The sequence below is a fragment of the Dictyobacter sp. Z7_2 genome (assembly GCF_057551105.1).
The window spans coordinates 2376221-2397865 of record NZ_BAAJPE010000002.1; the positions used below are offsets into that span (position 1 = coordinate 2376221).

Annotated in this window: 25 protein-coding genes and 6 tRNA genes; 18 read left to right on the forward strand and 13 right to left on the reverse strand. The window is 48.2% G+C overall.

The window, feature by feature from the left end:
* Positions 1-37 precede the first annotated feature (37 nt).
* The 6 genes from secE to AC27N8_RS23450 form a co-directional block, all read right to left on the reverse strand.
* The gene (gene secE / locus AC27N8_RS23425; RefSeq protein WP_487069898.1) at positions 38-427 is read right to left on the reverse strand and encodes a preprotein translocase subunit SecE; all 390 of its coding nucleotides are present in this window, start codon (positions 425-427) and stop codon (positions 38-40) included.
* Between the two features lie 93 nt (positions 428-520).
* Positions 521-691, reverse strand: a complete 171-nt coding sequence (gene rpmG / locus AC27N8_RS23430) for a 50S ribosomal protein L33 (RefSeq protein WP_487069900.1) — start codon at positions 689-691, stop codon at positions 521-523.
* 126 nt (positions 692-817) lie between these two features.
* Entirely contained in the window at positions 818-2023 is a 1206-nt protein-coding gene (tuf, locus tag AC27N8_RS23435; protein WP_487069408.1) for an elongation factor Tu, read from the reverse strand.
* A 268-nt stretch (positions 2024-2291) separates the two neighbouring features.
* Positions 2292-2363, reverse strand: a tRNA-Thr gene (locus AC27N8_RS23440).
* A 38-nt stretch (positions 2364-2401) separates the two neighbouring features.
* Positions 2402-2485, reverse strand: a tRNA-Tyr gene (locus tag AC27N8_RS23445).
* 93 nt (positions 2486-2578) lie between these two features.
* Positions 2579-2749 (reverse strand): hypothetical protein, encoded by a 171-nt coding sequence (locus AC27N8_RS23450; RefSeq protein WP_487069902.1) that lies wholly within the window; start codon positions 2747-2749, stop codon positions 2579-2581.
* A 310-nt stretch (positions 2750-3059) separates the two neighbouring features.
* Between AC27N8_RS23450 and AC27N8_RS23455 the strand changes: the two genes are divergently transcribed.
* Genes AC27N8_RS23455 through selA form a run of 3 tightly spaced genes read left to right on the forward strand, consistent with a single transcriptional unit; the run spans position 3060 to position 5179 of the window.
* Complete coding sequence (locus AC27N8_RS23455) at positions 3060-3284, forward strand: hypothetical protein (protein WP_487069904.1); 225 nt, start codon at positions 3060-3062, stop codon at positions 3282-3284.
* A gap of 45 nt (positions 3285-3329) precedes the next feature.
* Positions 3330-3761, forward strand: coding sequence for a type II toxin-antitoxin system PemK/MazF family toxin (locus tag AC27N8_RS23460; protein WP_487069906.1), 432 nt, complete (start codon positions 3330-3332; stop codon positions 3759-3761).
* A gap of 29 nt (positions 3762-3790) precedes the next feature.
* Positions 3791-5179, forward strand: a complete 1389-nt coding sequence (gene selA, locus AC27N8_RS23465) for an L-seryl-tRNA(Sec) selenium transferase (protein WP_487069908.1) — start codon at positions 3791-3793, stop codon at positions 5177-5179.
* Here selA and AC27N8_RS23470 read toward each other — a convergent pair.
* Complete coding sequence (locus tag AC27N8_RS23470; protein ID WP_487069910.1) at positions 5176-6099, reverse strand: LysR family transcriptional regulator; 924 nt, start codon at positions 6097-6099, stop codon at positions 5176-5178. The genes selA and AC27N8_RS23470 overlap by 4 nt on opposite strands.
* Positions 6100-6278: 179 nt before the next feature.
* Here AC27N8_RS23470 and AC27N8_RS23475 point away from each other — a divergent pair, with 179 nt between their 5' ends.
* Together AC27N8_RS23475 and AC27N8_RS23480 are read left to right on the forward strand one after the other, a co-directional pair.
* Positions 6279-8075, forward strand: coding sequence for a CocE/NonD family hydrolase (locus tag AC27N8_RS23475; protein ID WP_487069912.1), 1797 nt, complete (start codon positions 6279-6281; stop codon positions 8073-8075).
* 17 nt (positions 8076-8092) lie between these two features.
* A complete protein-coding gene (locus AC27N8_RS23480) occupies positions 8093-8590 on the forward strand; it encodes a DUF4385 domain-containing protein (RefSeq protein WP_487069914.1) in 498 nt (165 codons plus the stop codon).
* Here AC27N8_RS23480 and rsgA read toward each other — a convergent pair whose 3' ends face one another.
* Positions 8591-9643: a ribosome small subunit-dependent GTPase A gene (gene rsgA / locus AC27N8_RS23485; RefSeq protein ID WP_487069916.1), complete on the reverse strand. Its 1053-nt coding sequence runs from the start codon at positions 9641-9643 to the stop codon at positions 8591-8593.
* 339 nt (positions 9644-9982) lie between these two features.
* On the opposite strand from rsgA, the gene AC27N8_RS23490 reads away from it, so the two are divergent.
* The 4 genes from AC27N8_RS23490 (at position 9983) to AC27N8_RS23505 (ending at position 10486) form a co-directional block, all read left to right on the forward strand.
* Positions 9983-10159, forward strand: a complete 177-nt coding sequence (locus AC27N8_RS23490; protein ID WP_487069918.1) for a hypothetical protein — start codon at positions 9983-9985, stop codon at positions 10157-10159.
* Between the two features lie 44 nt (positions 10160-10203).
* Positions 10204-10279 (forward strand) — tRNA-Met (locus AC27N8_RS23495).
* Between the two features lie 28 nt (positions 10280-10307).
* Positions 10308-10383 (forward strand) — tRNA-Met (locus tag AC27N8_RS23500).
* 27 nt (positions 10384-10410) lie between these two features.
* A tRNA-Met gene (locus AC27N8_RS23505) sits at positions 10411-10486 on the forward strand.
* Between the two features lie 55 nt (positions 10487-10541).
* On the opposite strand, the gene AC27N8_RS23510 is transcribed toward AC27N8_RS23505, so the two are convergent.
* Entirely contained in the window at positions 10542-11669 is a 1128-nt protein-coding gene (locus AC27N8_RS23510) for a helix-turn-helix domain-containing protein (protein ID WP_487069920.1), read from the reverse strand.
* A 327-nt stretch (positions 11670-11996) separates the two neighbouring features.
* Here AC27N8_RS23510 and AC27N8_RS23515 point away from each other — a divergent pair.
* From AC27N8_RS23515 to AC27N8_RS23530, 4 genes are all read left to right on the forward strand, one after another.
* Positions 11997-12072, forward strand: a tRNA-Met gene (locus AC27N8_RS23515).
* A gap of 194 nt (positions 12073-12266) precedes the next feature.
* A complete protein-coding gene (locus AC27N8_RS23520; protein ID WP_487069922.1) occupies positions 12267-12521 on the forward strand; it encodes a hypothetical protein in 255 nt (84 codons plus the stop codon).
* Positions 12522-12670: 149 nt separating this feature from the next.
* On the forward strand, positions 12671-13255 hold the full coding sequence (locus AC27N8_RS23525) for a hypothetical protein (RefSeq protein WP_487069924.1): 585 nt from the start codon (positions 12671-12673) through the stop codon (positions 13253-13255).
* A gap of 323 nt (positions 13256-13578) precedes the next feature.
* The gene (locus tag AC27N8_RS23530) at positions 13579-13854 is read left to right on the forward strand and encodes a hypothetical protein (RefSeq protein WP_487069926.1); all 276 of its coding nucleotides are present in this window, start codon (positions 13579-13581) and stop codon (positions 13852-13854) included.
* Between the two features lie 568 nt (positions 13855-14422).
* Here the strand turns inward: AC27N8_RS23530 and AC27N8_RS23535 are convergent.
* On the reverse strand, positions 14423-14674 hold the full coding sequence (locus AC27N8_RS23535; protein ID WP_487069928.1) for a hypothetical protein: 252 nt from the start codon (positions 14672-14674) through the stop codon (positions 14423-14425).
* 669 nt (positions 14675-15343) lie between these two features.
* On the reverse strand, positions 15344-16060 hold the full coding sequence (locus AC27N8_RS23540; RefSeq protein ID WP_487069930.1) for a hypothetical protein: 717 nt from the start codon (positions 16058-16060) through the stop codon (positions 15344-15346).
* Between the two features lie 286 nt (positions 16061-16346).
* Between AC27N8_RS23540 and AC27N8_RS23545 the strand changes: the two genes are divergently transcribed.
* Together AC27N8_RS23545 and AC27N8_RS23550 are read left to right on the forward strand one after the other, a co-directional pair.
* On the forward strand, positions 16347-16523 hold the full coding sequence (locus AC27N8_RS23545) for a hypothetical protein (RefSeq protein WP_487069932.1): 177 nt from the start codon (positions 16347-16349) through the stop codon (positions 16521-16523).
* A gap of 190 nt (positions 16524-16713) precedes the next feature.
* On the forward strand, positions 16714-17601 hold the full coding sequence (locus AC27N8_RS23550) for a hypothetical protein (RefSeq protein WP_487069934.1): 888 nt from the start codon (positions 16714-16716) through the stop codon (positions 17599-17601).
* Between the two features lie 126 nt (positions 17602-17727).
* Here the strand turns inward: AC27N8_RS23550 and AC27N8_RS23555 are convergent, their stop codons facing one another.
* Entirely contained in the window at positions 17728-18198 is a 471-nt protein-coding gene (locus AC27N8_RS23555; RefSeq protein WP_487069936.1) for a hypothetical protein, read from the reverse strand.
* Positions 18199-18752: 554 nt separating this feature from the next.
* On the opposite strand from AC27N8_RS23555, the gene AC27N8_RS23560 reads away from it, so the two are divergent.
* Together AC27N8_RS23560 and AC27N8_RS23565 are read left to right on the forward strand one after the other, a co-directional pair.
* Entirely contained in the window at positions 18753-19091 is a 339-nt protein-coding gene (locus AC27N8_RS23560; protein WP_487069938.1) for a hypothetical protein, read from the forward strand.
* A 253-nt stretch (positions 19092-19344) separates the two neighbouring features.
* Positions 19345-19692 carry a hypothetical protein gene (locus AC27N8_RS23565; protein ID WP_487069940.1) on the forward strand — a complete coding sequence of 116 codons (348 nt, stop codon included), beginning with the start codon at positions 19345-19347 and terminating at the stop codon, positions 19690-19692.
* Between the two features lie 130 nt (positions 19693-19822).
* On the opposite strand, the gene AC27N8_RS23570 is transcribed toward AC27N8_RS23565, so the two are convergent.
* Entirely contained in the window at positions 19823-20482 is a 660-nt protein-coding gene (locus AC27N8_RS23570; protein WP_487069942.1) for a TetR/AcrR family transcriptional regulator, read from the reverse strand.
* A 178-nt stretch (positions 20483-20660) separates the two neighbouring features.
* Here AC27N8_RS23570 and AC27N8_RS23575 point away from each other — a divergent pair, with 178 nt between their 5' ends.
* Entirely contained in the window at positions 20661-21512 is an 852-nt protein-coding gene (locus AC27N8_RS23575) for a class I fructose-bisphosphate aldolase (RefSeq protein WP_487069944.1), read from the forward strand.
* Positions 21513-21645: the final 133 nt, after the last annotated feature.

A 21645-nucleotide genomic window follows, 5' to 3' on the forward strand; every position in this document is an offset into this window, starting at 1 on the left:
GACATTTCCCCTTTAAATTTCCAGGCGACGAAGTTCGTTACCCATTGATAACAAGTAGGAAGAGATGATAAAGCCCGAGATCGATCAAGGATAAGATTCCGCCGAGAACCGCTGAGATGATGAGCACCATGACGGTCATGTTTCTGGCTTCTTCGAATGTCGGCCACGTTACTTTATGTCGGAGCTCATAATACGCTTCGAACAAGAAACGACCGACTCTGTTGTTCCGTAAGCGTGCAAGAGTTGAAGTCCCTCTGGAAGAGCGTTTCGCAGTTGGCTGTTTGCTAACTGCCGCTTTCGGGGCCGATTTAGCTATGGCTGCCGCACGTCGTTCTTCGATTGTCTTCCCTGATGTTGCCTGGGCTTTTTCTTGCGGCTTCACTTCGGTTGCCTGACTTCGGCTGACATTTTTTTTTCTGTCAGTCATGTTCTTTGCCACGTTCTTCAGCCTTTCTGATCAGTAGCGATTGCACTTCTGCTCAACGTACGAGGTTGAAGGGAAGAGAGACAATCCCACTTCCTACTTGGTTTCACGATGCGGTGCAGGCTGGCGACATGTGTTACAAAACTTCCGCAGCTCCATCCGCTCCGGGTTATTCCTTTTGTTTTTCGAGGTCGTATAGTTGCGGCTTTTGCAAACCGTACAAGCTAATGTTACCACGATTCTATTTTCTTTGCCTTTACTTGCCATCTTTTTCTCCGTGTATACTTGGAAACTGGCTGACTGACTGACTGGCGCTGCGCTGCTTCCCTATGCGGGAAGACCAATGGATACACTGTGTTATCTTCATTGTATCCATTGGCCCTTCATGCCATCTTAGTTGAGCACTTTGGTGCAGATGCCAGCGCCAACAGTTCGGCCACCTTCACGAATGGTGAACTTTACGCCCTCTTCCATCGCGACCGGCTGGATCAATTCCACCGTCATCTCGACGTTATCGCCAGGCATCACCATCTCCACGCCCTCTTTCAACTTGATCGCGCCAGTTACGTCGGTTGTCCGCACGTAGAACTGAGGACGATAGCCGTTGAAGAATGGGGTGTGACGTCCGCCCTCTTCTTTTGAGAGGACATAGACCTCTGCCAGGAAGTTTTTGTGCGGCTTGATCGATCCGGGCTTCGCCAGGACCTGACCACGCTCGATGTCGGTGCGCTCAATACCACGCAGCAGACAGCCAACGTTGTCACCGGCCTGACCGGAATCCAGGGTCTTCTGGAACATCTCGACGCCGGTGACGACGACGTTGCGGGTCGTCTCTTGCATGCCAACGATCTCGACGTTCTCACCGACTTTGACGACGCCACGCTCGATACGTCCGGTGGCGACGGTGCCGCGACCTTTAATACCGAAGACATCTTCAATAGGCATCATGAACGGCTGATCGGTTGCACGAGGAGGGGTGGGGATGTAGCTGTCTACCTGATCCATCAACTCCCAGATCGGCTTGGCGGCCTCGTCGTTGCGGGACAGATCGCCTTTGCTCTCCAGAGCGGCCAGCGCTGATCCACGTACGACAGGAACATCGTCGCCAGGGAAATCGTATTTGGAGAGCAGTTCGCGCACTTCCAACTCGACTAATTCGAGTAACTCTTCGTCGTCCATCATGTCGACCTTGTTCAGGAAGACAACCATGGCTGGTACTTCTACCTGACGGGCAAGCAGAACGTGCTCACGCGTCTGTGGCATCGGACCATCAGGGGCGCTCACCACGAGAATAGCGCCGTCCATCTGAGCGGCACCGGTGATCATGTTTTTGATATAGTCAGCGTGACCAGGGCAGTCCACGTGTGCATAGTGACGCTTCTCGGTCTCATACTCCAGGTGAGCAATCGAGATCGTGATACCACGCTCGCGCTCTTCGGGAGCTTTGTCAATCTGGTCAAAAGCCGTATATTTGGCAAGCTGAGCATTCGCCAGCACTTTCGTGATAGCAGCTGTCAGGGTTGTCTTACCATGGTCAATGTGTCCAATTGTTCCAATGTTCACATGCGGCTTTGTGCGCTCGAACTTTTTCTTCGCCATTTCCTACTGTGGCTCCTTCTGCAATCCTACTTACTGATCAGATAGCAATGGATGGGTATAGACATGCAGCAGCCGTCCCCTGGTATCTAATCGTCAAACAATGAGATAAATCTCCCTACGAAACGAGTGGGAAAAGTGACGATCAATCAGAAGACGGCAGCAAGGATCTTGTCTTATTCTTTTATAAGATACTCGCGGAGTTCAGGTTGACGAGTCAGAGCCATGTAGATAACGGCACGTAACTCGTCCAACACATCGAAACCACGGGAGCCCGTGATGGGACTTGAACCCATGACCTCATTCTTACCAAGAATGTGCGCTACCACTGCGCCACGCGGGCTTGATACTTGTACTACCAATAGCTGGAGTCATTGATAGTGGTGGGCAGTGAAGGATTCGAACCTTCGAAGCTCTCGCAATTGATTTACAGTCAATCCCATTTGGCCACTTTGGTAACTGCCCCGATAGCGTCAAACACCCCAGTTCCTCTGGTGATCGGTCTGAGTGATCAACGACCACATTATAGCTGAATCCTCCATAGGTGTCAAGCACTTTTTAAACGGTTTTTCCGCTGCCCCAAAAAACGCCTCCCAGCCTCATCCCAGGTAGCGTCCAAATCACTTCAAAGAGGGCAAAATAACGCTTCGCCCCAGGATACAATTGCTCACCGACGTAGCGGCGCGGCTCTGCCGTGCTGTCTGTGACTCGTACGATAACGTTCCCCATGGGGTTTCCTTGAGACTGCCTTCCCTTGAGAGACGCACCCGAGCAAATCATACGAGCAACTGACAGCACGGCAGAGCCGCGCCGCTACGTCGGCTGGCTTTTGTGCCGCTAGCGAAAGGGGTTTATTCCTTTCATCACAGCATTGTGACGCTACACAGGATTTTGTGAAAGTCATCCTTAAAAGGATTGCTTCTTGCCTAAATTGCTGGTATAATCTCCATCGTTGGAGAAATTCATCATACCTCATGCGGTTTTTCCGTTACCCATGTATGAGTAATCTTTTTGGATTTAGGAATAAGAGGTAGCTTCTATGGCGACGAATCGTGACTTCAGCCGTTCTTCCTTACTTCGTGAGCAGTATCAGCGAGACATGGAGCTCATAGCTATTGCGTTACAAGAGGAAAGTCAGGACGAGCGCAATGAGCGTTTGTCTCTCGTCGCTCAGTCTTGGGCTCTGACATCGGCCTGTTTCCGTTCTCAGCTTGAGACCAGTGACGTGCCATCCTATTCTCCGGTTGCTCTTGTTCACCCTTAGTTAGGTTTTACTGTTGGCTAGTGAAGATGTGTTAGTTTAATTACCATGCCTCATCCTCCTGAAATTGCATCGGAATCTCTCACCTATCTCACGCCTGTGCAGTTCGGCATGGTGTATTGGGTGAACTTCGGTTATCCATCCCTTCCGCCGGGGATCGAAGAGAAACGCATATTGGACTGGCATCCTGCGCTTGTTGTGTCAGGAGAGCCTTTTTGTCGGCACGCGGGTGCCGTCAATGTTGTTGCGCTCACTTCCTACCGTGGCAAACTCCGCCCCTATCATCACCTGTTACTCAAACGAGATTATCCCTTATTAGATACCGATAGCCTGGTAAAGACTGAACTGATGTATCCTATTCTGCGTTCGTTACTGGCTGATCAGTACGCGATCTGTCGCCTCAACGATCCCGATCTGCGTGCCGTGATGGGGAAGGTGGCGAACAGTCTGGCGATTACGATGTTTTATTCTTTGCATTAATGCTAGCAGATGTGGCGAGATGATGTCTTATGACTCTTGAGCACAACCAATTTCGTTTATTGCCATCTGTCGACGAGCTGTTACGAACTCCTCAAGGCGAGGAGCTCGTAGCAGCTTTTTCGCATGTGCTGGTCGTAGCTGCCTTACGTCAGAGCATCTCTCAGGCTCGTGATGATATCCATGCGGGCATGGCCTGTCCTGCTGCTGAGACACTCATTGTCCGTGCCGAGGTATCTTTACAGCAGCAGTTGCGTCCTCAATTACGCTCGCTGATCAACGCGACCGGCGTGATTATCAACACGAATCTCGGACGCGCTCCGCTGAGCCAGGATGCTTTATTAGCGGTTCAGCGTGTCGCCGGTGGCTACTCGAATCTTGAATATGATCTGGATCTGGGCGCACGAGGCTCGCGTCATACGCATATCACCGCTTTGTTGCAGGAACTGACTGGCGCGGAGGCGGCTCTGGTAACCAATAATAATGCTTCTGCTGTCCTCCTGGGATTGAGCGCGCTGGCCGCGGGTCGTGAGGTAGTGATTTCCCGTGGTCAGTTGATCGAGATTGGCGGTGGCTTTCGCATTCCCGATGTGATGCGACAGAGTGGTTGTGAGCTGGTGGAAGTTGGGACCACCAATCGCACGCGCATTGCCGACTATGCCGCAGCGATCACCGAGCGTACAGGCATTCTTTTATCTGTGCATCCGAGTAACTTTCAGGTCATCGGATTTACCGAATCCACTTCTACAGAGGCGCTGGCTGAACTGGCACATGAGCGTGGCCTGCTGGTGATGGATGATCTTGGCAGCGGTTGCCTGCTTCCCTGTGAGCGCTATGGCCTCACGCATGAGCCAACTCCTCAGGAGAGTTTGGCCGCCGGGGCTGATCTGGTCTGCTTCTCTGGTGACAAGCTGTTGGGAGGTCCACAGGCGGGTATTCTGATTGGTAAGCAAGATGTGATCGCTCGCCTGGCGAAGCATCCCTTGATGCGAGCTGTGCGCATCGATAAGATGACTCTGGCTGCGCTGGAAGCCACGTTACGTCACTATCAGCGCGATCAGGCCGAGACGCATATTCCTGTCTGGCAGATGATCTCTGCACGTCCTGAACGTCTGGCACAACGCGTAACTGATTGGATAGCACAGCTTGCTGCACAGGGAATACGTGCACGCAAACAACCAGGAGAATCGACTATCGGAGGTGGATCGTTGCCAGGAGAAACTTTACCGACAACTTTGCTGGCCTTGCACGCATCCGAACAAACTATCTCGCTTGATCTCATCTCTCAACATCTACGTTCCTTACCAACTCCCATCGTTGCCCGCATCTCGCACGATCGCTTGCTGTTCGATCCGAGGACTATCTTGTCAGAGCAGGATGCCCGTATTGTGCCATCCCTTGTCTCTGCTTGCTTACCTTAGTAGAGGCGCAGCGTTCGATGCGATTGCTGACTCAAAGCGGCAAAATAAGCAATCACAAAATCTCGGAACAGGCATTCCGCTCGCGAGAGATAGCTTTCCTGACGCCATGCTATTACCAGCGTGCGCTGAATGCTTGCTCCTTCTACAGGTAAAAGCACCAGGGATGACAGAACGTTTTGCCATGTCACGGCTGGTGCGAATCCGACGCCCAGTCGAGCTTTGATCAGCGCGGGAATCACTGCAGGGTTGTTGACTTCAAAGGCAACGTTGGCTTGAATGTTATTTTTTACCAGGAAGGCCTCAGTGATTTCGCGCAGAATATAGCCAGGTGTCAATGTCACTAATGGCTCATTAGCGATCTCGCTCAATAAGACATGTCCTTTCTGTGCCAATGGATGATCAGTTGGGACGGCTAAGAGTATGTCCTCGGTGATGAGCGGCAAACTACTTATATTTGTATTTTGCCGTGCTAGAGGTAAGCAGGTAAGGCAGAGTTTTGCTTCTCCACGTTCCAATTCGTTCAGTGCATCATGGCCTGTATGCTCTGAGACCTTGAAGCGAATGTGTGGATACTGCTCGCGAAAGGTACTCAAGAGGTCGGGCAATATCTGCGTTCCGGAATGGATCGCCAGTTCAATGACTCCTTGCTCTCCACTTGCCAGATCAGCCAGCTCGCGCTGGGCCTGATCTAGCTCATCAAAGGCTCTTTCTACGCGATATAACAATGCCCTCCCGAAGTGGTTCAGGCGGATCTGTCGGCCGACACGATCAAATAAGTGCACGCCCAGATCCTCCTCTAGCTGGCTGATAGCTTTGCTCAATGAGGGTTGCGCAATCGATAAGACCTCGGCAGCTTGCGTGATATGTTCCAGGCGCGCTACCGTTTGAAAGTATTTTAACTGGAGAAAATTGAGATGCATGCTGTCCTCTTCTCTTCTGTTTGATTGTTTATAACCATTTGGCTATATATCTCATAGTAAATTATGTCTTTGAATTTATGAATCAGCAAGACTATACTTCTCTAAACAGAACTGATAACGACGTTTTTTTTAGTATTGCCGTTGGCTCATATTTTATCTATCAAAAGGTAACAACAACGATGACTGAAAACCATGTACGTCCCTCTAGAAGCGACCAGGAAAGATTTAACCCCGCAGACTTGTTTCAACAAAATGCTGGCGATCCTGTACAAATGCTGGTCACTATCCTTGAAAAGGAGCTTCCCACTCCATCGACAGAATTTGGGCAAGAAGAGACGGTCCGTGTGTCTATGCGTGACGGGATCAACCTTGCGACACTGGTATTTTTTCCGGCAGGTCAGGGTCCCTGGCCTGTGATTCTGACTCGTTATCCCTACCCAATGACTGCGCTGATGAGGGCTCTTGGTAGAGCCTGGGCGCGACGTGGCTATGTCTTTGTGGCGCAGGATTGTCGGGGGACAAATGACTCAGAAGGCGTTTGGGTTCCCTGGGAAAATGAACGCGATGATGGTTTGGATACAGTAGGTTGGCTCACACAACAAGTCTGGTCTAATGGAAATATTGGTATGTGGGGGATGTCCTATCTCTCAGGTGTACAATGGGTCATGGCTGATCAACTTCCACCTGAAGTCAAAGCTCTGGTTCTTTCTGTCAATGGGACAGAGCGCTATCGGCAATTGTACATGAACGGTATGTTCAGGCAGGATGCTTTTACTTCGTGGGCATTTGCTAACTCTGAGGTGAAGACATCACAAGATCCAGGTGAACTCTATCAACAAGCGCTGCATACGCGTCCACCTCTAGATGCGGATGTCAAGTCGCTTGGTCAGGAGCTGCCCTGGTATCGTGAATGGATCAGCAATGTCAGCAGTGAGGACGAGTATTGGCGGCGTGGTGTTTTTAATATGCTCCAGCACATTCCACCGTACGTACACACACCTGTCCTGATGGTTGGTGGCTGGTATGACCACAATTTAGATGGAATGATCCGGTCCTATGAGCAGTTTCCAGAGCAGACAAAGGCTGCAAGTCGCTTTGTGATAGGCCCCTGGATTCATTCACTGGAAAGCAGCGGAGATTTAGCCTATCCCAATAGCGATGTGCTGGGGACGTTTATGATCAAGCAAACGACCGAATGGTTTGATCATCAGCTCAAAGGACAGCCCTATTCATATCGCAAAGGTGGCATAGATGCGTATGTTATCAGAGAAAACCGCTGGGATGTCTGGGATGGAGGACTTCCCCAGGCACGTAAGCAGGTATATTATTTGCGTGCCAATCAGGATGTGTCTCCTGCTTCGGGACAACTGACGTCTGAAGTAGCATCTGCTCAGGATCATATCTCCTATACCTACGATCCAGCTAACCCGGTTCCAACACAGGGAGGAGAATGTTTACTCGCCTGGAGTTTTGGTCCGACGTATCAGGGTGCCGAGCCGTCGAGTGTCAAGCAGGCCGAGCCGGGGAGCCGAGCGGATGTGATCACGTTCCTCTCGGCTCCTCTACAGGAGGATGTTGCGATCCAGGGCCATATCAAGGCACATCTGCGTGTCAGCTCAGACGTCGATGATACAGCTTTTACCGTGAAACTGATGGAGGTCTTTCCCAGTGGTAATGCTTATAACATCCGTGATGGTATTAGTAGCCTCGCTTATCGCAATGATGCCACGCGGCCACGGAATTATGTGGCAGGAGAAGCGGTCGACATTGAGATTGAACTGTGGCCGATCGCATGGACAATCAAGCAAGGATCTCAGATCCGCGTCGACATCTCCTCCTCAAATTTTCCGGCTTATCATGTCCATTCCAACTTTAGCGGACCCTGGGCCGAACAAAGCGAAGTGCGCAGCGCTCAGCAGACGCTCTATGTTGGAGGTACACAATCGTATATCGAACTTCCCGTACAACGTAAGTAATGAGGAGCATCGCTGCGATGTTTAATTATGCCTTGGATTTTAAAAATATTAATTTTCGCGATCATCCGGAGCTTTATCAAATCGGGAAAGGTGAGCAAGGAGTCCTTCTCATTGAACCGTACAAATCTGAGATCCTGCCATACTGGCGCTTTAAAACTCCAGAGATTGCGCGTGTGTCATCCGAAAAGATCTATCAGCTTTTCCTTGACTACAAAGAGCAGCAGGATTTTGTGGGGATGGATATGGCACGTAAGTTCTTGCAGATGGGCTATACCAGAGCACGTCGTTATGCCAACCATAAATCGGGTCAAAAGTACGCCTCCAATCCTCAACAAAAGGAAGATGGAGAAGCTCAGAAGCAAGCAAGAGAGCAAATACTTCCACAAGAGCTTGATTGGAACGAGAGCGAGAAGGCTCAAGCGGCCCGGATATTCTATGATAAGTATATCCGGGCCAAAGACAATCCCGAGTATCGGCGACTCAGCCAGGCGCATAAGCAACGCTATGGTATGTAATTAGCGTTCTTCGCCCGTGAACATACGTGTATAGCTACGATAGCGGCGTTCGTTGATCAGTCCTTCGTCGACGGCCTCGCGCACGGCGCAGCCCTCTTCATCGATGTGAGAGCAATCTGAATACTCGCATGTGCCCAGATACGGACGGAATTCCTTAAAGCAGTTAGCCAGTTCTTCCGGTGGAATATTCCAGGTCGCCAGCGCACGGATGCCAGCGGAGTCCGCGAGCCATCCGCCCTCGGAGAGTGGATAGAGCTGTGAGCCAGTAGTAGTATGTTTTCCCTTACCTGTGACATCGCTCACCAATCCCGTGCGTAGAGCCATGCCGGGCTCAATCGCGTTGACCAGCGAGGATTTGCCGACTCCCGATGGACCTGTGAATAAGGTTATGCGCTCCTTGAGCATTTGGCGTAGCTGGTCAATGCCTTCCTGCGTCTGAATGCTGGTGCGGATGACGATGTAGTCCAGCTGTGTGTAGAGTTCGATCTCTTCATCTACGTAGGGACGATGATCCAGGTCGGCTTTGTTGATGCAGATGACTGGCGCGAGTTGTGCGGACTCGCAGATGGTCAGATAGCGATCCAACAAGCTGAAGTGGGGCTCTGGTTGCGTGGTGGCAAAGACAATCACTACTTGATTGAGATTGGCGAGCAGAGTTTGCTGAATCGATCTTTTGGCGTTTGAGCCGGCGTCAAGGCGAGAAAGTTCGCTTTTGCGTGGCAATATTTCTTCGATTAAACCTGTCGTGTCGTCTAATTTTCGGATGACGACATAATCTCCAACTGAGAGTCGTGTAGGTGGTGCAATCTCGCTACTATCACGTTTCTCTATGCGCTCCAGACGTTCGCTTTGCTGCGCATTCACATATTTGTTAGAACGAACCTGGGTGGACTGGAACTTTCCTGCTGGTTTGGCGGCGTTTGCTTGCGCGAATGCTTTTTTGAGCTTGCCTCGTAGTGTACAGCGTAGAACTCCATCGTCGGTATGCACATCATAGATACCATGTGCGCCGTTAAGGACCATACCGGTCAGTTGTGCCGGATTATTAATCAATGCTGATTTCCCTCCACAGAGAATAAAAAGACACGGTTATTGCGGTCATGTAAGTCGTTTATGTGTAAGCTGCCTACCGTGCTGGAGGGGGAGTGTGCGAACTGTGAGTCGGCTTGGGACTCTCGTCAGGCACTCCGCATCGTCAGGAGATACTGGAAACCTGGCTGAGTAGTGTTCGCCCTCTACCGCCTTGGCGGGTAGACAAGGTGCATGCAGGCACAGTAAGTAGGTAAGTGTGTTTGGCCATAAAACTGCACCTCCTTGACTGGACGAGCCAGAATTTGAAAAAACAGTATTCTAATAAGAAGCATACTAGAATTTCTACACGTTTGTCAATGTGTGAAGAACAAGATTGATGTCCCACCCGACGTACGATCAAGGCAGACCAGTGTGGCGCGCCGAGCTCTAACTGTCTCGTACGAGTCACTGGGACATCGCACGCGAGCGTGCGACGCTACGGTGTCCTCGCTGCGCTCGACACTGGTCATGGGAAAGCAGCATCTCTCACTGCCGTAGCTACTTGACATCTAGCAATGAATGTAGTATTCTATGACAGTCGACGCGGGATAGAGCAGTGGTTAGCTCGTCGGGCTCATAACCCGGAGGTCACAGGTTCGAATCCTGTTCCCGCTACCAGTGCCTCTTGCATTTTTTCTTCCCTTGACGCGGGATAGAGCAGTGGTTAGCTCGTCGGGCTCATAACCCGGAGGTCATAGGTTCGAATCCTATTCCCGCTACCAATGCTTCAGGCACTTTTTTTCCCTTGACGCGGGATAGAGCAGTGGTTAGCTCGTCGGGCTCATAACCCGGAGGTCATAGGTTCGAATCCTGTTCCCGCTACCAGAACCTCTTCTTCACCAGAAAATCTTGAAGAAGAGGTTCTTTTTTTATCCTGAAGCTAGTACTCAATCGGCCCATCCAGGGCATCGCGTAGCGCTGAGCCGATCTGCCCGATGTTCTGAGTGACCTGATCAATATGCCTCTGGATGCCATAGATGCGCTCCATCAAGCGGATGGTGCCATGCTCCTGGCATTGTCGCATCGACTCAATGGCTAAATCAACGCCACTTTGTAGCTCTCCCCCGTGGACTAAAGCCATAGCACGCGCTGTTTTGAGCAATATCTCCCAATGCTTTGTCGGCTCTAGATATTTCTCGGCTTTGTCCAGATAATGCAGTGCTTGCTGCATTTTTCCCAGTTGCGTATAGCTGCGCCCATATTCTTCGTAGACCGTTCCAAGACTATATTGTCCCTGAGTGCTGCTGTGTAGAGGATCAATTTTATACGCTAACTCCTCCGCTTCGGCCATGGATTGTTCAAAAACCTTGTGTTGGTTGCTGCGTAAATAAGCTCTTCCTAGTAACTGGATGCCGTTACCACGGGCGGAGATATCAGCGCGTGGAGTCGTGTCGCGTGCAGCTTTGAGATACTGAATCCCTTTGTTAACCTCTCCTTTACGACAGTAGGTATCGCCTTCATAGGTCAGAGCTATATTCAGTAGGGTATCATCCTGAATGAGACGGGCGACGCGCTCCATCTCTGCGTAATAGTGCAGCGCATAGTTTGCGTCGCTGGAGCGGGTCACAACTGATTTAACGTAACCACCCAGATGGAGAGCCTGCGCCAGTTTGCGCAGCACTTTTGGATCTTCGTGTTCTATCTGCGTTGTTAGATCCTGGATTAATCTGACAATCAACTTATCGGCTTCATAACTGCGAGCCTTATCGATCAGCTGCCAGATATGCAGCAGCGTTGCATCGATCTCCTGACTTGTCAGCACAGATTTTGGTGATTTGACTACTCCCAGCCGCTCTGGATCTAATCCTAATAGCGTTGCAATACGTCTCAGCTCACGCACATCATTGAGAATGGTTTCTCCACTTTCCCAGCGTCGCAGCGTGCGTACATCGATCGAAAGATCGTTGGCGAGTTGCTCTTGCGTCAGCACATATTGCTCTCTATATTCGCGCACTGCCAGGGCCAGAGGAGGCTTGAGGCGGGTTATTTGGGTATGTGATACTGTCATATTTCTCTTTCTACCTGCTACCTATCTACATCTACTGTGACCAATACCTCGAAAAATTGATAGAACGTCATTTTTTTAACCAGAAATATGTATTAAGCGCTCATACTAGTATAGCAAGTTTAATCGTAGTATGACAATACTAGCGTATATTTAGGACTTTTTGCAGATGAAGGTGGCTGATATTGTTTTATCAAGATACTTATGTTTCCAGGCTGATGGCAAAATTCATCCTCTACCCCCTTGCATCCTATTGATAGTCGTGATATTATAGTGCCGTACAACGAAGGGCATTAAAAATCTTCGTTGCAGCAAGGAACCATCAGGTTTGGCGACGTAGCTCAGTCGGTAGAGCAAGGGACTCATAAGCCCTGTGTCACAGGTTCGATTCCTGTCGTCGCTACCAATTTTGGAGGAGCATGAGTGCTCCTCCTTTTTTGTGTATTTCAGGGAATAGTATATGCCTTTCTGAATGAAAAGCTATTTAAAAAGATGGCAGGAAGTGAGCCCTCGCTGCTGGACTGATGCGTCGCTGTACGTCTCTTTGATGCAGGTGGGCATTTCTAAATGTTAAAGTGGTAAGAAGGTGAGAAACACATCATGGATTGGAGTAAATATGCTTCAAGTGTCGATGATTATCTGAATGTCACCGATCGATACAACCTTAAGCTTGAGTATAGTGGCGGGGATATCATCACACAAAGTGGTGCTTCTGTTATCCTGCTGGGACATGTGTCACCCAAAGAGACTGTACCAGATACCGCCCTGATTATGATCAGCGACGTTACACAAAAAGAAGCAGAACAATTAGCCTCATATCTTGCGTCTCTCCGACAAGAGAACCTACCCACATAATCGCCCTGTCAATGGTGTGTATCTTATTGCGAATGCCTTGTGACGTCAACCATATTCCAACCTTAATGTGAGGATTTCTTAACCGCAGGGGTAGTAATTAGTATCATTTGATAGCCTCAGAGGAGCACTCTCAAACAAGGAAAGAAGGTATGGCAAACAAACAAGACACCTGGACACAGGAATATGAAATATACGCCCATCTCTCAGACAAGCGGGGAATGCCTATTGATGCCGGTATCCTTGAAACAGTGGTCGCACTCAATATCACGGGTATTGAAACATCAGCATCCTGTGAGGGCCACCTTGATCATGGCCTGCCCGTGCCCTGGGTGGACATTGAGGCACGTTCCGCGCTTGAGGAAACCAGCGCAGCCATTGAGATGTTTACCTCTGCGAGAAAAGAGGCAGAACGTGCAACCCGCCCACAGGCAGAGATTGACAAGCTTTTTGCACAGGCCCATGCCGAGCAGAACCGGGTGCGGTCGCTGCATCTCTCCCAGCGTGACACGCTTATGCAAGCACTAGGACGCTTCTATGATCGCATGCTCGCTGTGCATCCTCGCGATACGACGGGACGGGCACGGTTAGAGAGTCAGGGGGCAAGTATGCTCACTGAGTATTCGCCAGAGCTACGCCAACAAAAACGTCTGGAGTACCAGGCCGAAATGCAGGCGTTTACCGCATTCTTGAAAGCTGCGTACTTCAATGAAGCTCTTCCCCTTGCAAGGGGATAGCATCCGCAATAAGAAAGAAGCGCTCCGATACACTGGAGACGCTTCTTTTTTTGTGTGTGTTCAAGCCCTAATGGGGAGCTTCTAGTATTTTATGTTTTCCATATCCTGACTGCTCTCACCAAAATTGTATTAGGTTTCAATCCCTGGCGAGCTTTGTGCCGTATGACCCAAACGGTACAGTATTTCAATCCCTGACGGGATGGTTCTGGTATATTGCACCATGCAGTATCTTGTGCAGGTTCCGCTAGGCAGGTTTCAATTCCAACTGGACACCACAAGCATACCTAACCTGTGTAGAGAATTCAACTACAGAATGGTCGCAGGTGAAAATACTTGGCGATGAAGCCGAAGCCAAAAAGAAGAGGAATGAAAAAGGAGAACGCAAGGATGCCAATACGCGTTTTGACGCCTATTTCGCAGCAACGCGCGCCTATCGGCAAATTGCAACTGCACTTGATGGCATGGGACGTAAAGAAGAAGCCGAAAAATTTGCCTATCGCAGCCACATGATGCAGCGGAAAATGCTCTGGTGGAGCATCTGGCAACGGCCAAATTTGATAGATCAGAGCGCATGTTCTGGCAACAACGAGAACCACTAAAACGCACATTCTGGCAAACGGCTGGCAGATGCGCGGGCATGGCTCTTTTCCTGGCTCCTAACGCCGCTCTCAGGTTATGGCTATCGCTTTGGACGCAGCCTCTTATGGTATGTTGGCGTCCTGCTTACCTTTGCATGGCTCTATATGCACATCTCGCAAGGCGTCCCACCGCATTCGAGCATCCAGGATCATCTCCCTTGGTGGGATGCCCTGATCCTGAGTGTCAGTGATATGGTGGGTCGTGGCTTCTTTCGTCAAGATCTGACGTTAAGTGATCCGTATGCGGGATGGTCAGTGCTAGAAGGCCTGATCGGTGTTTTTATGGATGTCTTGCTCATCTCAACCCTGATACAGCGCCCTCTTCAAAAAGTAACATACTCTCCCTTGCAAGGGAGAAGAAGGACATGTGTGTCCTACCTTGTGTGTACGCGTACAAATCTTATCCACAAAAACGTAGATAAGCATGAAATGAGTGGTCAGATCAGGTGGACGAAGAGCGTATCCGGACTCCTTTGTTCAAGGCATGGCGAAGCAGTCTCCACCATGCCACAAGCAATCGCACTACAAGCTACGCAGCGTCATTATCGTCCGGTACACTCTTAGTATGATTTGTGACGAGGGGATTAAGATGAAGTTCTTTGAGAAATGCATCCATCTTGTCGAGATCATCCTGAATGTACTCGGAGATATCAGGCCAGCCGCCCGCGAGATCTGGATACCGATCATAGAACTGCTGCAATGTAAAGGGGTTGGCATCTACGAATTCTACTAGGTAATAAAAGTAGTTAGGATGTTTAACCGCCTTTGCTAGTTCGGACATGGCTCTCTCCTCTTGGTGTCTTAAGACAGTAGTAGTGCGAGAGAGTTCCAAACTATGAGGATGGCGTACCGAGGATTTTTCTACAAGGAGGCAATATAGGATATACGGGCAATTAAAGTATAGAATTTACTAACGTACGAGTCAACGAACTGTCGTTCCAATCATAGCAATAGTGCTATCAGGGGGAAAAATAGCACTTATTTTGGGAACCTATTTCTATTTCTTTACAATCCAAAATACTCCTTGGGATGTAATCCCATTTTGGATATCCACCTGTAACTAAGTTAAGATGTTCTATTGTATCAGTCAGGTCAGAATCTTCCCTTTCTACGCAAGAATAATAGAACGCCCAACCATAAAAAGTCAGACGTTCTTGTTCCAACCCTTGCAAGGGTAAGAGAAGGGCGTGCACTCACCGGGATATCTCTAGCCTTTTTAATGATCCCGAAGAGCTGATATCATCATCGATATCGCGTTTTTTATCGTAGCATAGGAAACAAATGTGGCAAAAATAGTAAACACGATAAAATGAGCACGACTGCAACAAGAACGACGATAGTCACAATCACTCTTCGGGGTAGTGGCGATGTTTGAGCAATAGGTGCTCTCACAAAGATTGTAGGCTCTGACTCCCTGCTCGGCTTCCTACGTGGCACTTGCAACTTTTTGTTATCTCCTGCGAAAGCGATCAAGGTTACTTACCCTCTGCACCTCCTCTTTATTCCCACTATAGAAATCCGCGTATTTATCTGCCCATCGATGTATCCATTGCAGATGGTTTATGTTGGCAAGCGCCTCTTGTGTGGAGATACGGCGTAATTCTAGAGCGTGTATAATACCAGGATCTCGTTGGTGGAACTTATTAACGATAACAGTGGAGTGTTTTTCCTTGTCATCTTTTACTATTTCAGATATGTCCCAATCCTCTTTTTCCTGGAGGTTGCACAACTTGGGTCCGTGCTCCATCAGCGCTGTCTTGAACGAGCGAATAAATACAGGTTTGAGGTTTTCAAGAATGTATTTTTGATCATCGGGGAAAGTGCGATCCCCGAACTCCTCGACTGCCTGATGTGCAGCATAATTTGTGATGTCACTATCTTCAATGTAAATAGGTGAGTTGCCGTACACTTCTCTTATTCTCTCTAAGAGCGTTTGTGCTGTCGAATCCCCTCTCGTTTGCATCTTTTGTACACCCCGACTATCCCTATCTGCATCTACAATAGGGGGATTAATTGAAATAATGTTGTCCTGGGTAATTGGCTCAGTGTCGTCTATTTCTAGTGGTTCGCCTTGCTCATCTCGCACGATAATCACAACCTTTCCTACTCCAGCGGGAACCGTGATGGTGAAGACGACAACAGAGATGAAGGGCTTTGCAGCAGCCAAGGCGGTAGATGCTGCTTGTTGCTGCTCTCTCCGTCTCAAGTATCGTCGCAACCATGCGCGTGTTCCATGCCGTCCGTACCGATTCATTACATTCTACTCAAGAGGAATTAATAGAAGAGATATAAGAGTAAGAGGCTACAGTTACAATACATCCATAAAGATAAGTATACGGGTATTGCATGTCATGTCAACGAACAAGTGTTCGTATAAGGGAAGGAATGAGGCATTGACATATATAATAGAAATATGGCAGAGCTAAAGATTAATAGAAATAAGGAGGTAGAGAGTGAAAAAAGCAAATATACAGTTATCTGGTATTGCTGTACTTGTTATCATGTTGATAATCATCATACGTATGGCGGCAATTAAAGATGATCTTCAGGTAGTTATAGAAGATCCTAATAAAGAAAATAAGCCTGGTGAGATTTTAAAACTTTTCTTTGATCTCAGCGGATTTTATTGAAGTTCATGTGTTTTTCTCTGTGTGCCTACATAAAACGTCTAGCCATGTCTGTCCTGGCTGGGCGTTGCTTTACCTACAATCCTCATCCCCTTGTAAGGGTAGGATATGGCTAAAAACACTTTCTGTATTCGTCTATCCCTATACAATTGGTTTTTGTCTCTATTTTTATATATCTGCATGAGGAAATTTAATGAATAACGACCCAAACCAGAATAATCCTTATTCACAAAATCCAAATCAAGCACCCTATACGCCTAATCAGTTTAATCAAATACCCTATGACTCAAAAAATCCGAATTATACCCCTGTTACCCCGAGCATACCAAATTATCCTCAGTACACGACAAATCCCGGACAACCATTTCAGCCGACGTATCCACCTCTCCCACCGGCATCACAGAACCAACAACAGCCACCCAAGAGGAACGCTTGGTCCTGGTATAAGCGTCAAAACAAGCCTGTTCGAATTAGTGTTGGATGTCTCAGTATATTTGTCGTTCTCATGCTCTGTGCGACCTGTTCTGGTATAGCAAACACAATTGCAGGCACCAACAAAGTGACGCAGACAGCAACTCCAACAAGCCACGTTGTTCAGAACGCTGCACCGACAGCAACTCCAATGCCAAAGCCAACCCCGAAACCTACTGTAAAACCGACGCCAACCCCGAAACCAAAACCGACTCCGACTCCCAAGCCAACAGCATCACCTGCCCAGGTCGAAGCAATATATAAAGCTGGTACAACTGATACAACACCCGGCAATATCGACAAAGATGGCAATGCTGACCAATATAAGAATGTTCACTTTATTTGTACAATCCTTGGTTTTGTAAAAGACGATACAGGAACTACAGCAGGTGCCAATGTCAGTGATCCAAATGATTCATCAATTATTCAAGTAGCGTTCACTCCAGGAACGGATATTTCTCAGCTGAATGAAAACGATACCTTAGAGGTCTGGGGCCTGGATGCAGGCATGTCAACAGGGACCAATGCTTTTGGAGCGACGATACAAGAAGCGGCTGTGCAGGCGTTGTATATGAATGATCAGACGACAGGTTATCAGGCAAATTCATAGCATCTTTTAACATGAATGCCTGACTAGAGTATAAACGGTCGGGCATTCTTTTCTATCCCATACTTTGCTGTATGGTCGATGCTTGCCACTCTTCATTAAGTATGAGCCATATCTCCTGCAAGTGGGTTATGTATGATGTGCGGACCATTCGGGTGTACGCACAAAGACAATTATTGTTTTGCCTTTGTTACCAATAGCACCTGCAAATAATCCAATAGGTCCAAGTAAAAGATTGCCAGCAATCGCTTTGCCTGCACTAAACTTTCCTTTTTGTGCAGATGTTCCTTGCGGTATCCACCCTTGTTGCGCAGCGGCTTCAACCTCTTTCTGCGTTTTTTTTACATCTTTATATTCTTGAACATGCGTGAGTGCACGCGGATTGTGATACCACTGTTTGCCCTGGACTACATGAGATTGGATGTGAGGAAAATGTGCCTCTATTTTGGCAAAGTTTTGTTTAGTAAGCATATCGGCAATATATATCCCACCTGCTACATAAATAGTGACATCAATACTTATTGCGCCTAGTTGTGTCGTAAATGCAGTTGCATCTTGGCAAGCAACGCTCCAAACTGTTTTATTGAAGGGCGCTTGCACGCGCAAGATACCTTCTTCTAATATCTGGAGTTGTCCCTGTTACAGGGGACGCTGACTAGTAGCTTTGACATCATTGTTCATCCTTTCACATCTATCTCTATTAAACGTATGAGTATCAGGCTTTTATGACGCATAAAAATATGATCGTTGCACGTTATACTGACATGAATAGATAGTATATAGAAGCAAGGATATATTTCATGGTTAAGGCATTACGCTGGACCCACAAAATACCTAATTGGGATAAGGACATCTAGGCACATACTCCTCAAAATCTGCACCCACACCTACATCAACAGTGAAACCAGTACAAGGGACATCTCAGTGGTCATATTATGAACCATGTACTTTTGAGGCACTCTATGGTATATTTGTCTTAGAATTCACTTAGAATGTTTGGAATTTTGCGTTCTTCTCTTGTGTAGATATGCCTTCATTCAGATGTTATTTGTGCTTGTTCCCATGCTTGTTCTATCTGAATTGTTGCATTTGCACTCTGCCTCATCTGAGCATATCAGATCGTTAATGTTCGAACCACGAAAGAAGTCACGTCGATGGATGATTATTCATATATCGTCACTAGCACTGCTCTCAACACGTTATATGCGAGTGATGTGCAGCTATCGTCGAAAGAATTCATGCTTGAAATCTGGATCGATGAGGCTTCAACACCCTGGCGGCGTATGTTTACTCTGCGTGAGTGCATGGCAAATATTGAACAGCTGGCTGCGGGAAGCACTTTTCGTATTAGTTGTCATTTTAATCGTCGTCGTATCGGCAATGGCATTTATTGCAAACAGAGTAACGGCATGACTGTCATTGATGAAGAAGGCGTCTTGATCGGGCTTTTTACATCGTTGCTGCAAGTTTCTCCTCCCAACATTCGACATTAGGCTCCTCTATCGTTCTCTGGACGTTGCAAATAGGTCTTCCAGCAAGGATGCTGATGCGCCTGCCCTGTATCTATAACATTTCTTGTATTGGAACGAGAAGCTGTTCTATTCCGTATATAACAGAAGAGGGCAATTATTCAGTTGATCTATCCCTTTTATTTAGTCCTCATGAAGCCCGATGAATGCAGAAATGAAATCATTGTAGCGTTCGACGATGTAATTTTTCTTCTCCATTGATGAAAGAGGTAACGTTATGGTCAAGCCACGGGTAGATGCGGCGGCCCAGGAAGAGATCCTGGATCGAGCTGTATGGCGTAAATGGAATAAATATACCTGGAGTGGGTTGATGGTCGTGGGCATTGGATGCCTCATGATCGTGGTTGGATTGCTACTCAATTCTGGTGCCTATTCGGCTGAGGGATTATTGATCGGCTTTGGGGCGATTGTGATTGTGATTGGTCTGGTCAGGATATCGATCGGGTTTATCAATCCGCTTTCTTCCATCGATATCCATAGATCACGCAGGTTACCAGCTCTGGATCCTCCCCTCGATCAGGAAGATCGCCTCTTAGATGCTCTTGAGGAAGAAGGCTCTATCTAAATTATCCTGCCTACCCGGTGGTTGTCATGTATCTGCCTCGCCTCTTTTTGACTCCCCACGGTTAGCTCTGTTTCGTCTGCACTATTGCTATCTCTACTTGGTAGCATCATTCAGATAGCAATAGTGCAGGTTACCTTTCGCGCTCCGGCCGGGCTTCCTCTTTGACCAGGCCATATAGGAGTATCTGAACGACAATCTCCGCCTGCTCTCTATCTCCTCCATAGCGGTTGATATTCCCGCCGGGATGTTCGGGACGCGCCAGAAATTGCGAGAGCATGTTCATAAATGTATATGCTGCGCTGATGGCATCCAGGCCACCATGTTGGGGTGCTCGGAGGAGTCCTTGCTGAATTCCCTCTGCAAATACCGTTGCGATCGGAGCAATCAGACATGTCTGAAATAAACTGCTCAGCAGCTCTCTTTTTTGAGTATCCAGCTCATATTGGATGTCATGCAACATCATTCCATGGTTCTGTTGCGTTGTGCTAAGCAGATAGCGAACGATTAGCCGTAGTCGTTCCTGAACGCTTTCATTGCGCTTTACAATGCGATCTAGAGCCACATGTGTTTTGTTTGTATTGTCTTTAATTACTTCAACATAAAGTGTTTGCTTATCTGCGAAGTAGTGATAAAGTGCTGGTTGTGTCAGGCCACAAGCATCTGCAATCTGACGTGTCGAGACGGCTCGATAGCCATATTGCATAAATAGCTGTCCCGCCGTACGCAAGATAATATGACTGGTTTCTTCCACATCCTCTTGTGCCGTGACCCCTTTGAGTTTGCGAGGCATACACTGCTGCTCCTGCTTTACGCGATTATTTATTTATCACTTGATAAGTATAAATGGAAAAAACCTGGCTTGTCAATCATGCACATCCCCGCACGCGTTCTGGATGTTTGACAAGAGATAGCTTGTTGTCCATACTAAGAATAGAATGTCACTCGTCGGGAAAGCAAGGTAAGCTAACATGTCTATTATTCCACGCCTGCGCCGCCTCTTTGGTGAAGATGGCAAATGTTTTGATGTCGCGATTGATCATGGTTTCTTTAATGAAAAGACGTTTCTCAATGGGATAGAGGATATTCAGAAAGCCGTTGATATCATTGTCGCGGCCGATCCTGATGCGATCCAATTGAGCCCTGGTCAGGCACCTATCTTACAATCACTGCCTGGCAAAGCCAAGCCCTCGTTAGTTTTACGTACCGATGTGGCTAACGTCTATGGATCAACATTGCCCGGTCATCTCTTTAGCCAACTCATTCAGCAGCCACTGCAGCAAGCTCTTGCATTAGATGCTGCCTGCGTGGTTGTGAACCTGCTGCTGCTGCCTGAGCAGCCAGAGTTGTATCATCAATGCATCCAAAATGTCTGCACGCTCAAACCGCTCTGTGAGCGCTATGGCATGCCTCTGATGGTTGAGCCTCTGGTAATGCGTCCCAATGATCAGCAGGGAGGCTATATGGTCGATGGCGATATCGATAAGATTTTGCCACTGGTGCGTCAGGCCGTCGAACTGGGAGCTGATATTATCAAAGCTGATCCCTGCGAACATATTGAAGAGTATCACCGCGTCGTGCAAGCGGCCTCCTCTAAACCGGTCCTGCCGCGTGGCGGCGGCCGCACCTCTGATGCTGATATTCTCAGGCGCACCTATGCTCTGATGCAGCAGGGTGCATCGGGTATTGTCTATGGGCGTAACGTGGTACAACATGATCAGCCACGGCAGATGACGCAAGCTCTGATGGCGATTGTCCATGCGGATGCGACCCCTGAGCAGGCTTTAACCTTGTTAAGCCAGACTTCGATGGCGAGTGATTAACGTATCATGACACAATGATATTCTCCTGTAAAATCCCCTTTTACAGGAGAATATCCATTTTTATCCTCTCTAGCTGTATTGTTACGCAAAAGTCCTAGCAATGAGGGTCTCGTTGAGAACCATTTGGGTTATT

Coding starts and splice junctions, on each gene's coding strand:
- AC27N8_RS23550 (WP_487069934.1), top strand. CDS start 16,714: ATGAATAACGACCCAAACCAGAATAATCCTTATTCACAAAATCCAAAT.
- selA (WP_487069908.1), top strand. CDS start 3,791: ATGACTCTTGAGCACAACCAATTTCGTTTATTGCCATCTGTCGACGAG.
- secE (WP_487069898.1), bottom strand. CDS start 427: ATGACTGACAGAAAAAAAAATGTCAGCCGAAGTCAGGCAACCGAAGTG.
- AC27N8_RS23520 (WP_487069922.1), top strand. CDS start 12,267: ATGGATTGGAGTAAATATGCTTCAAGTGTCGATGATTATCTGAATGTC.
- AC27N8_RS23575 (WP_487069944.1), top strand. CDS start 20,661: ATGTCTATTATTCCACGCCTGCGCCGCCTCTTTGGTGAAGATGGCAAA.
- AC27N8_RS23565 (WP_487069940.1), top strand. CDS start 19,345: ATGGTCAAGCCACGGGTAGATGCGGCGGCCCAGGAAGAGATCCTGGAT.
- tuf (WP_487069408.1), bottom strand. CDS start 2,023: ATGGCGAAGAAAAAGTTCGAGCGCACAAAGCCGCATGTGAACATTGGA.
- AC27N8_RS23450 (WP_487069902.1), bottom strand. CDS start 2,749: ATGGGGAACGTTATCGTACGAGTCACAGACAGCACGGCAGAGCCGCGC.
- AC27N8_RS23470 (WP_487069910.1), bottom strand. CDS start 6,099: ATGCATCTCAATTTTCTCCAGTTAAAATACTTTCAAACGGTAGCGCGC.
- AC27N8_RS23510 (WP_487069920.1), bottom strand. CDS start 11,669: ATGACAGTATCACATACCCAAATAACCCGCCTCAAGCCTCCTCTGGCC.
- AC27N8_RS23455 (WP_487069904.1), top strand. CDS start 3,060: ATGGCGACGAATCGTGACTTCAGCCGTTCTTCCTTACTTCGTGAGCAG.
- AC27N8_RS23560 (WP_487069938.1), top strand. CDS start 18,753: ATGGATGATTATTCATATATCGTCACTAGCACTGCTCTCAACACGTTA.
- AC27N8_RS23475 (WP_487069912.1), top strand. CDS start 6,279: ATGACTGAAAACCATGTACGTCCCTCTAGAAGCGACCAGGAAAGATTT.
- AC27N8_RS23535 (WP_487069928.1), bottom strand. CDS start 14,674: ATGTCCGAACTAGCAAAGGCGGTTAAACATCCTAACTACTTTTATTAC.
- rpmG (WP_487069900.1), bottom strand. CDS start 691: ATGGCAAGTAAAGGCAAAGAAAATAGAATCGTGGTAACATTAGCTTGT.
- AC27N8_RS23525 (WP_487069924.1), top strand. CDS start 12,671: ATGGCAAACAAACAAGACACCTGGACACAGGAATATGAAATATACGCC.
- AC27N8_RS23570 (WP_487069942.1), bottom strand. CDS start 20,482: ATGCCTCGCAAACTCAAAGGGGTCACGGCACAAGAGGATGTGGAAGAA.
- AC27N8_RS23460 (WP_487069906.1), top strand. CDS start 3,330: ATGCCTCATCCTCCTGAAATTGCATCGGAATCTCTCACCTATCTCACG.
- AC27N8_RS23480 (WP_487069914.1), top strand. CDS start 8,093: ATGTTTAATTATGCCTTGGATTTTAAAAATATTAATTTTCGCGATCAT.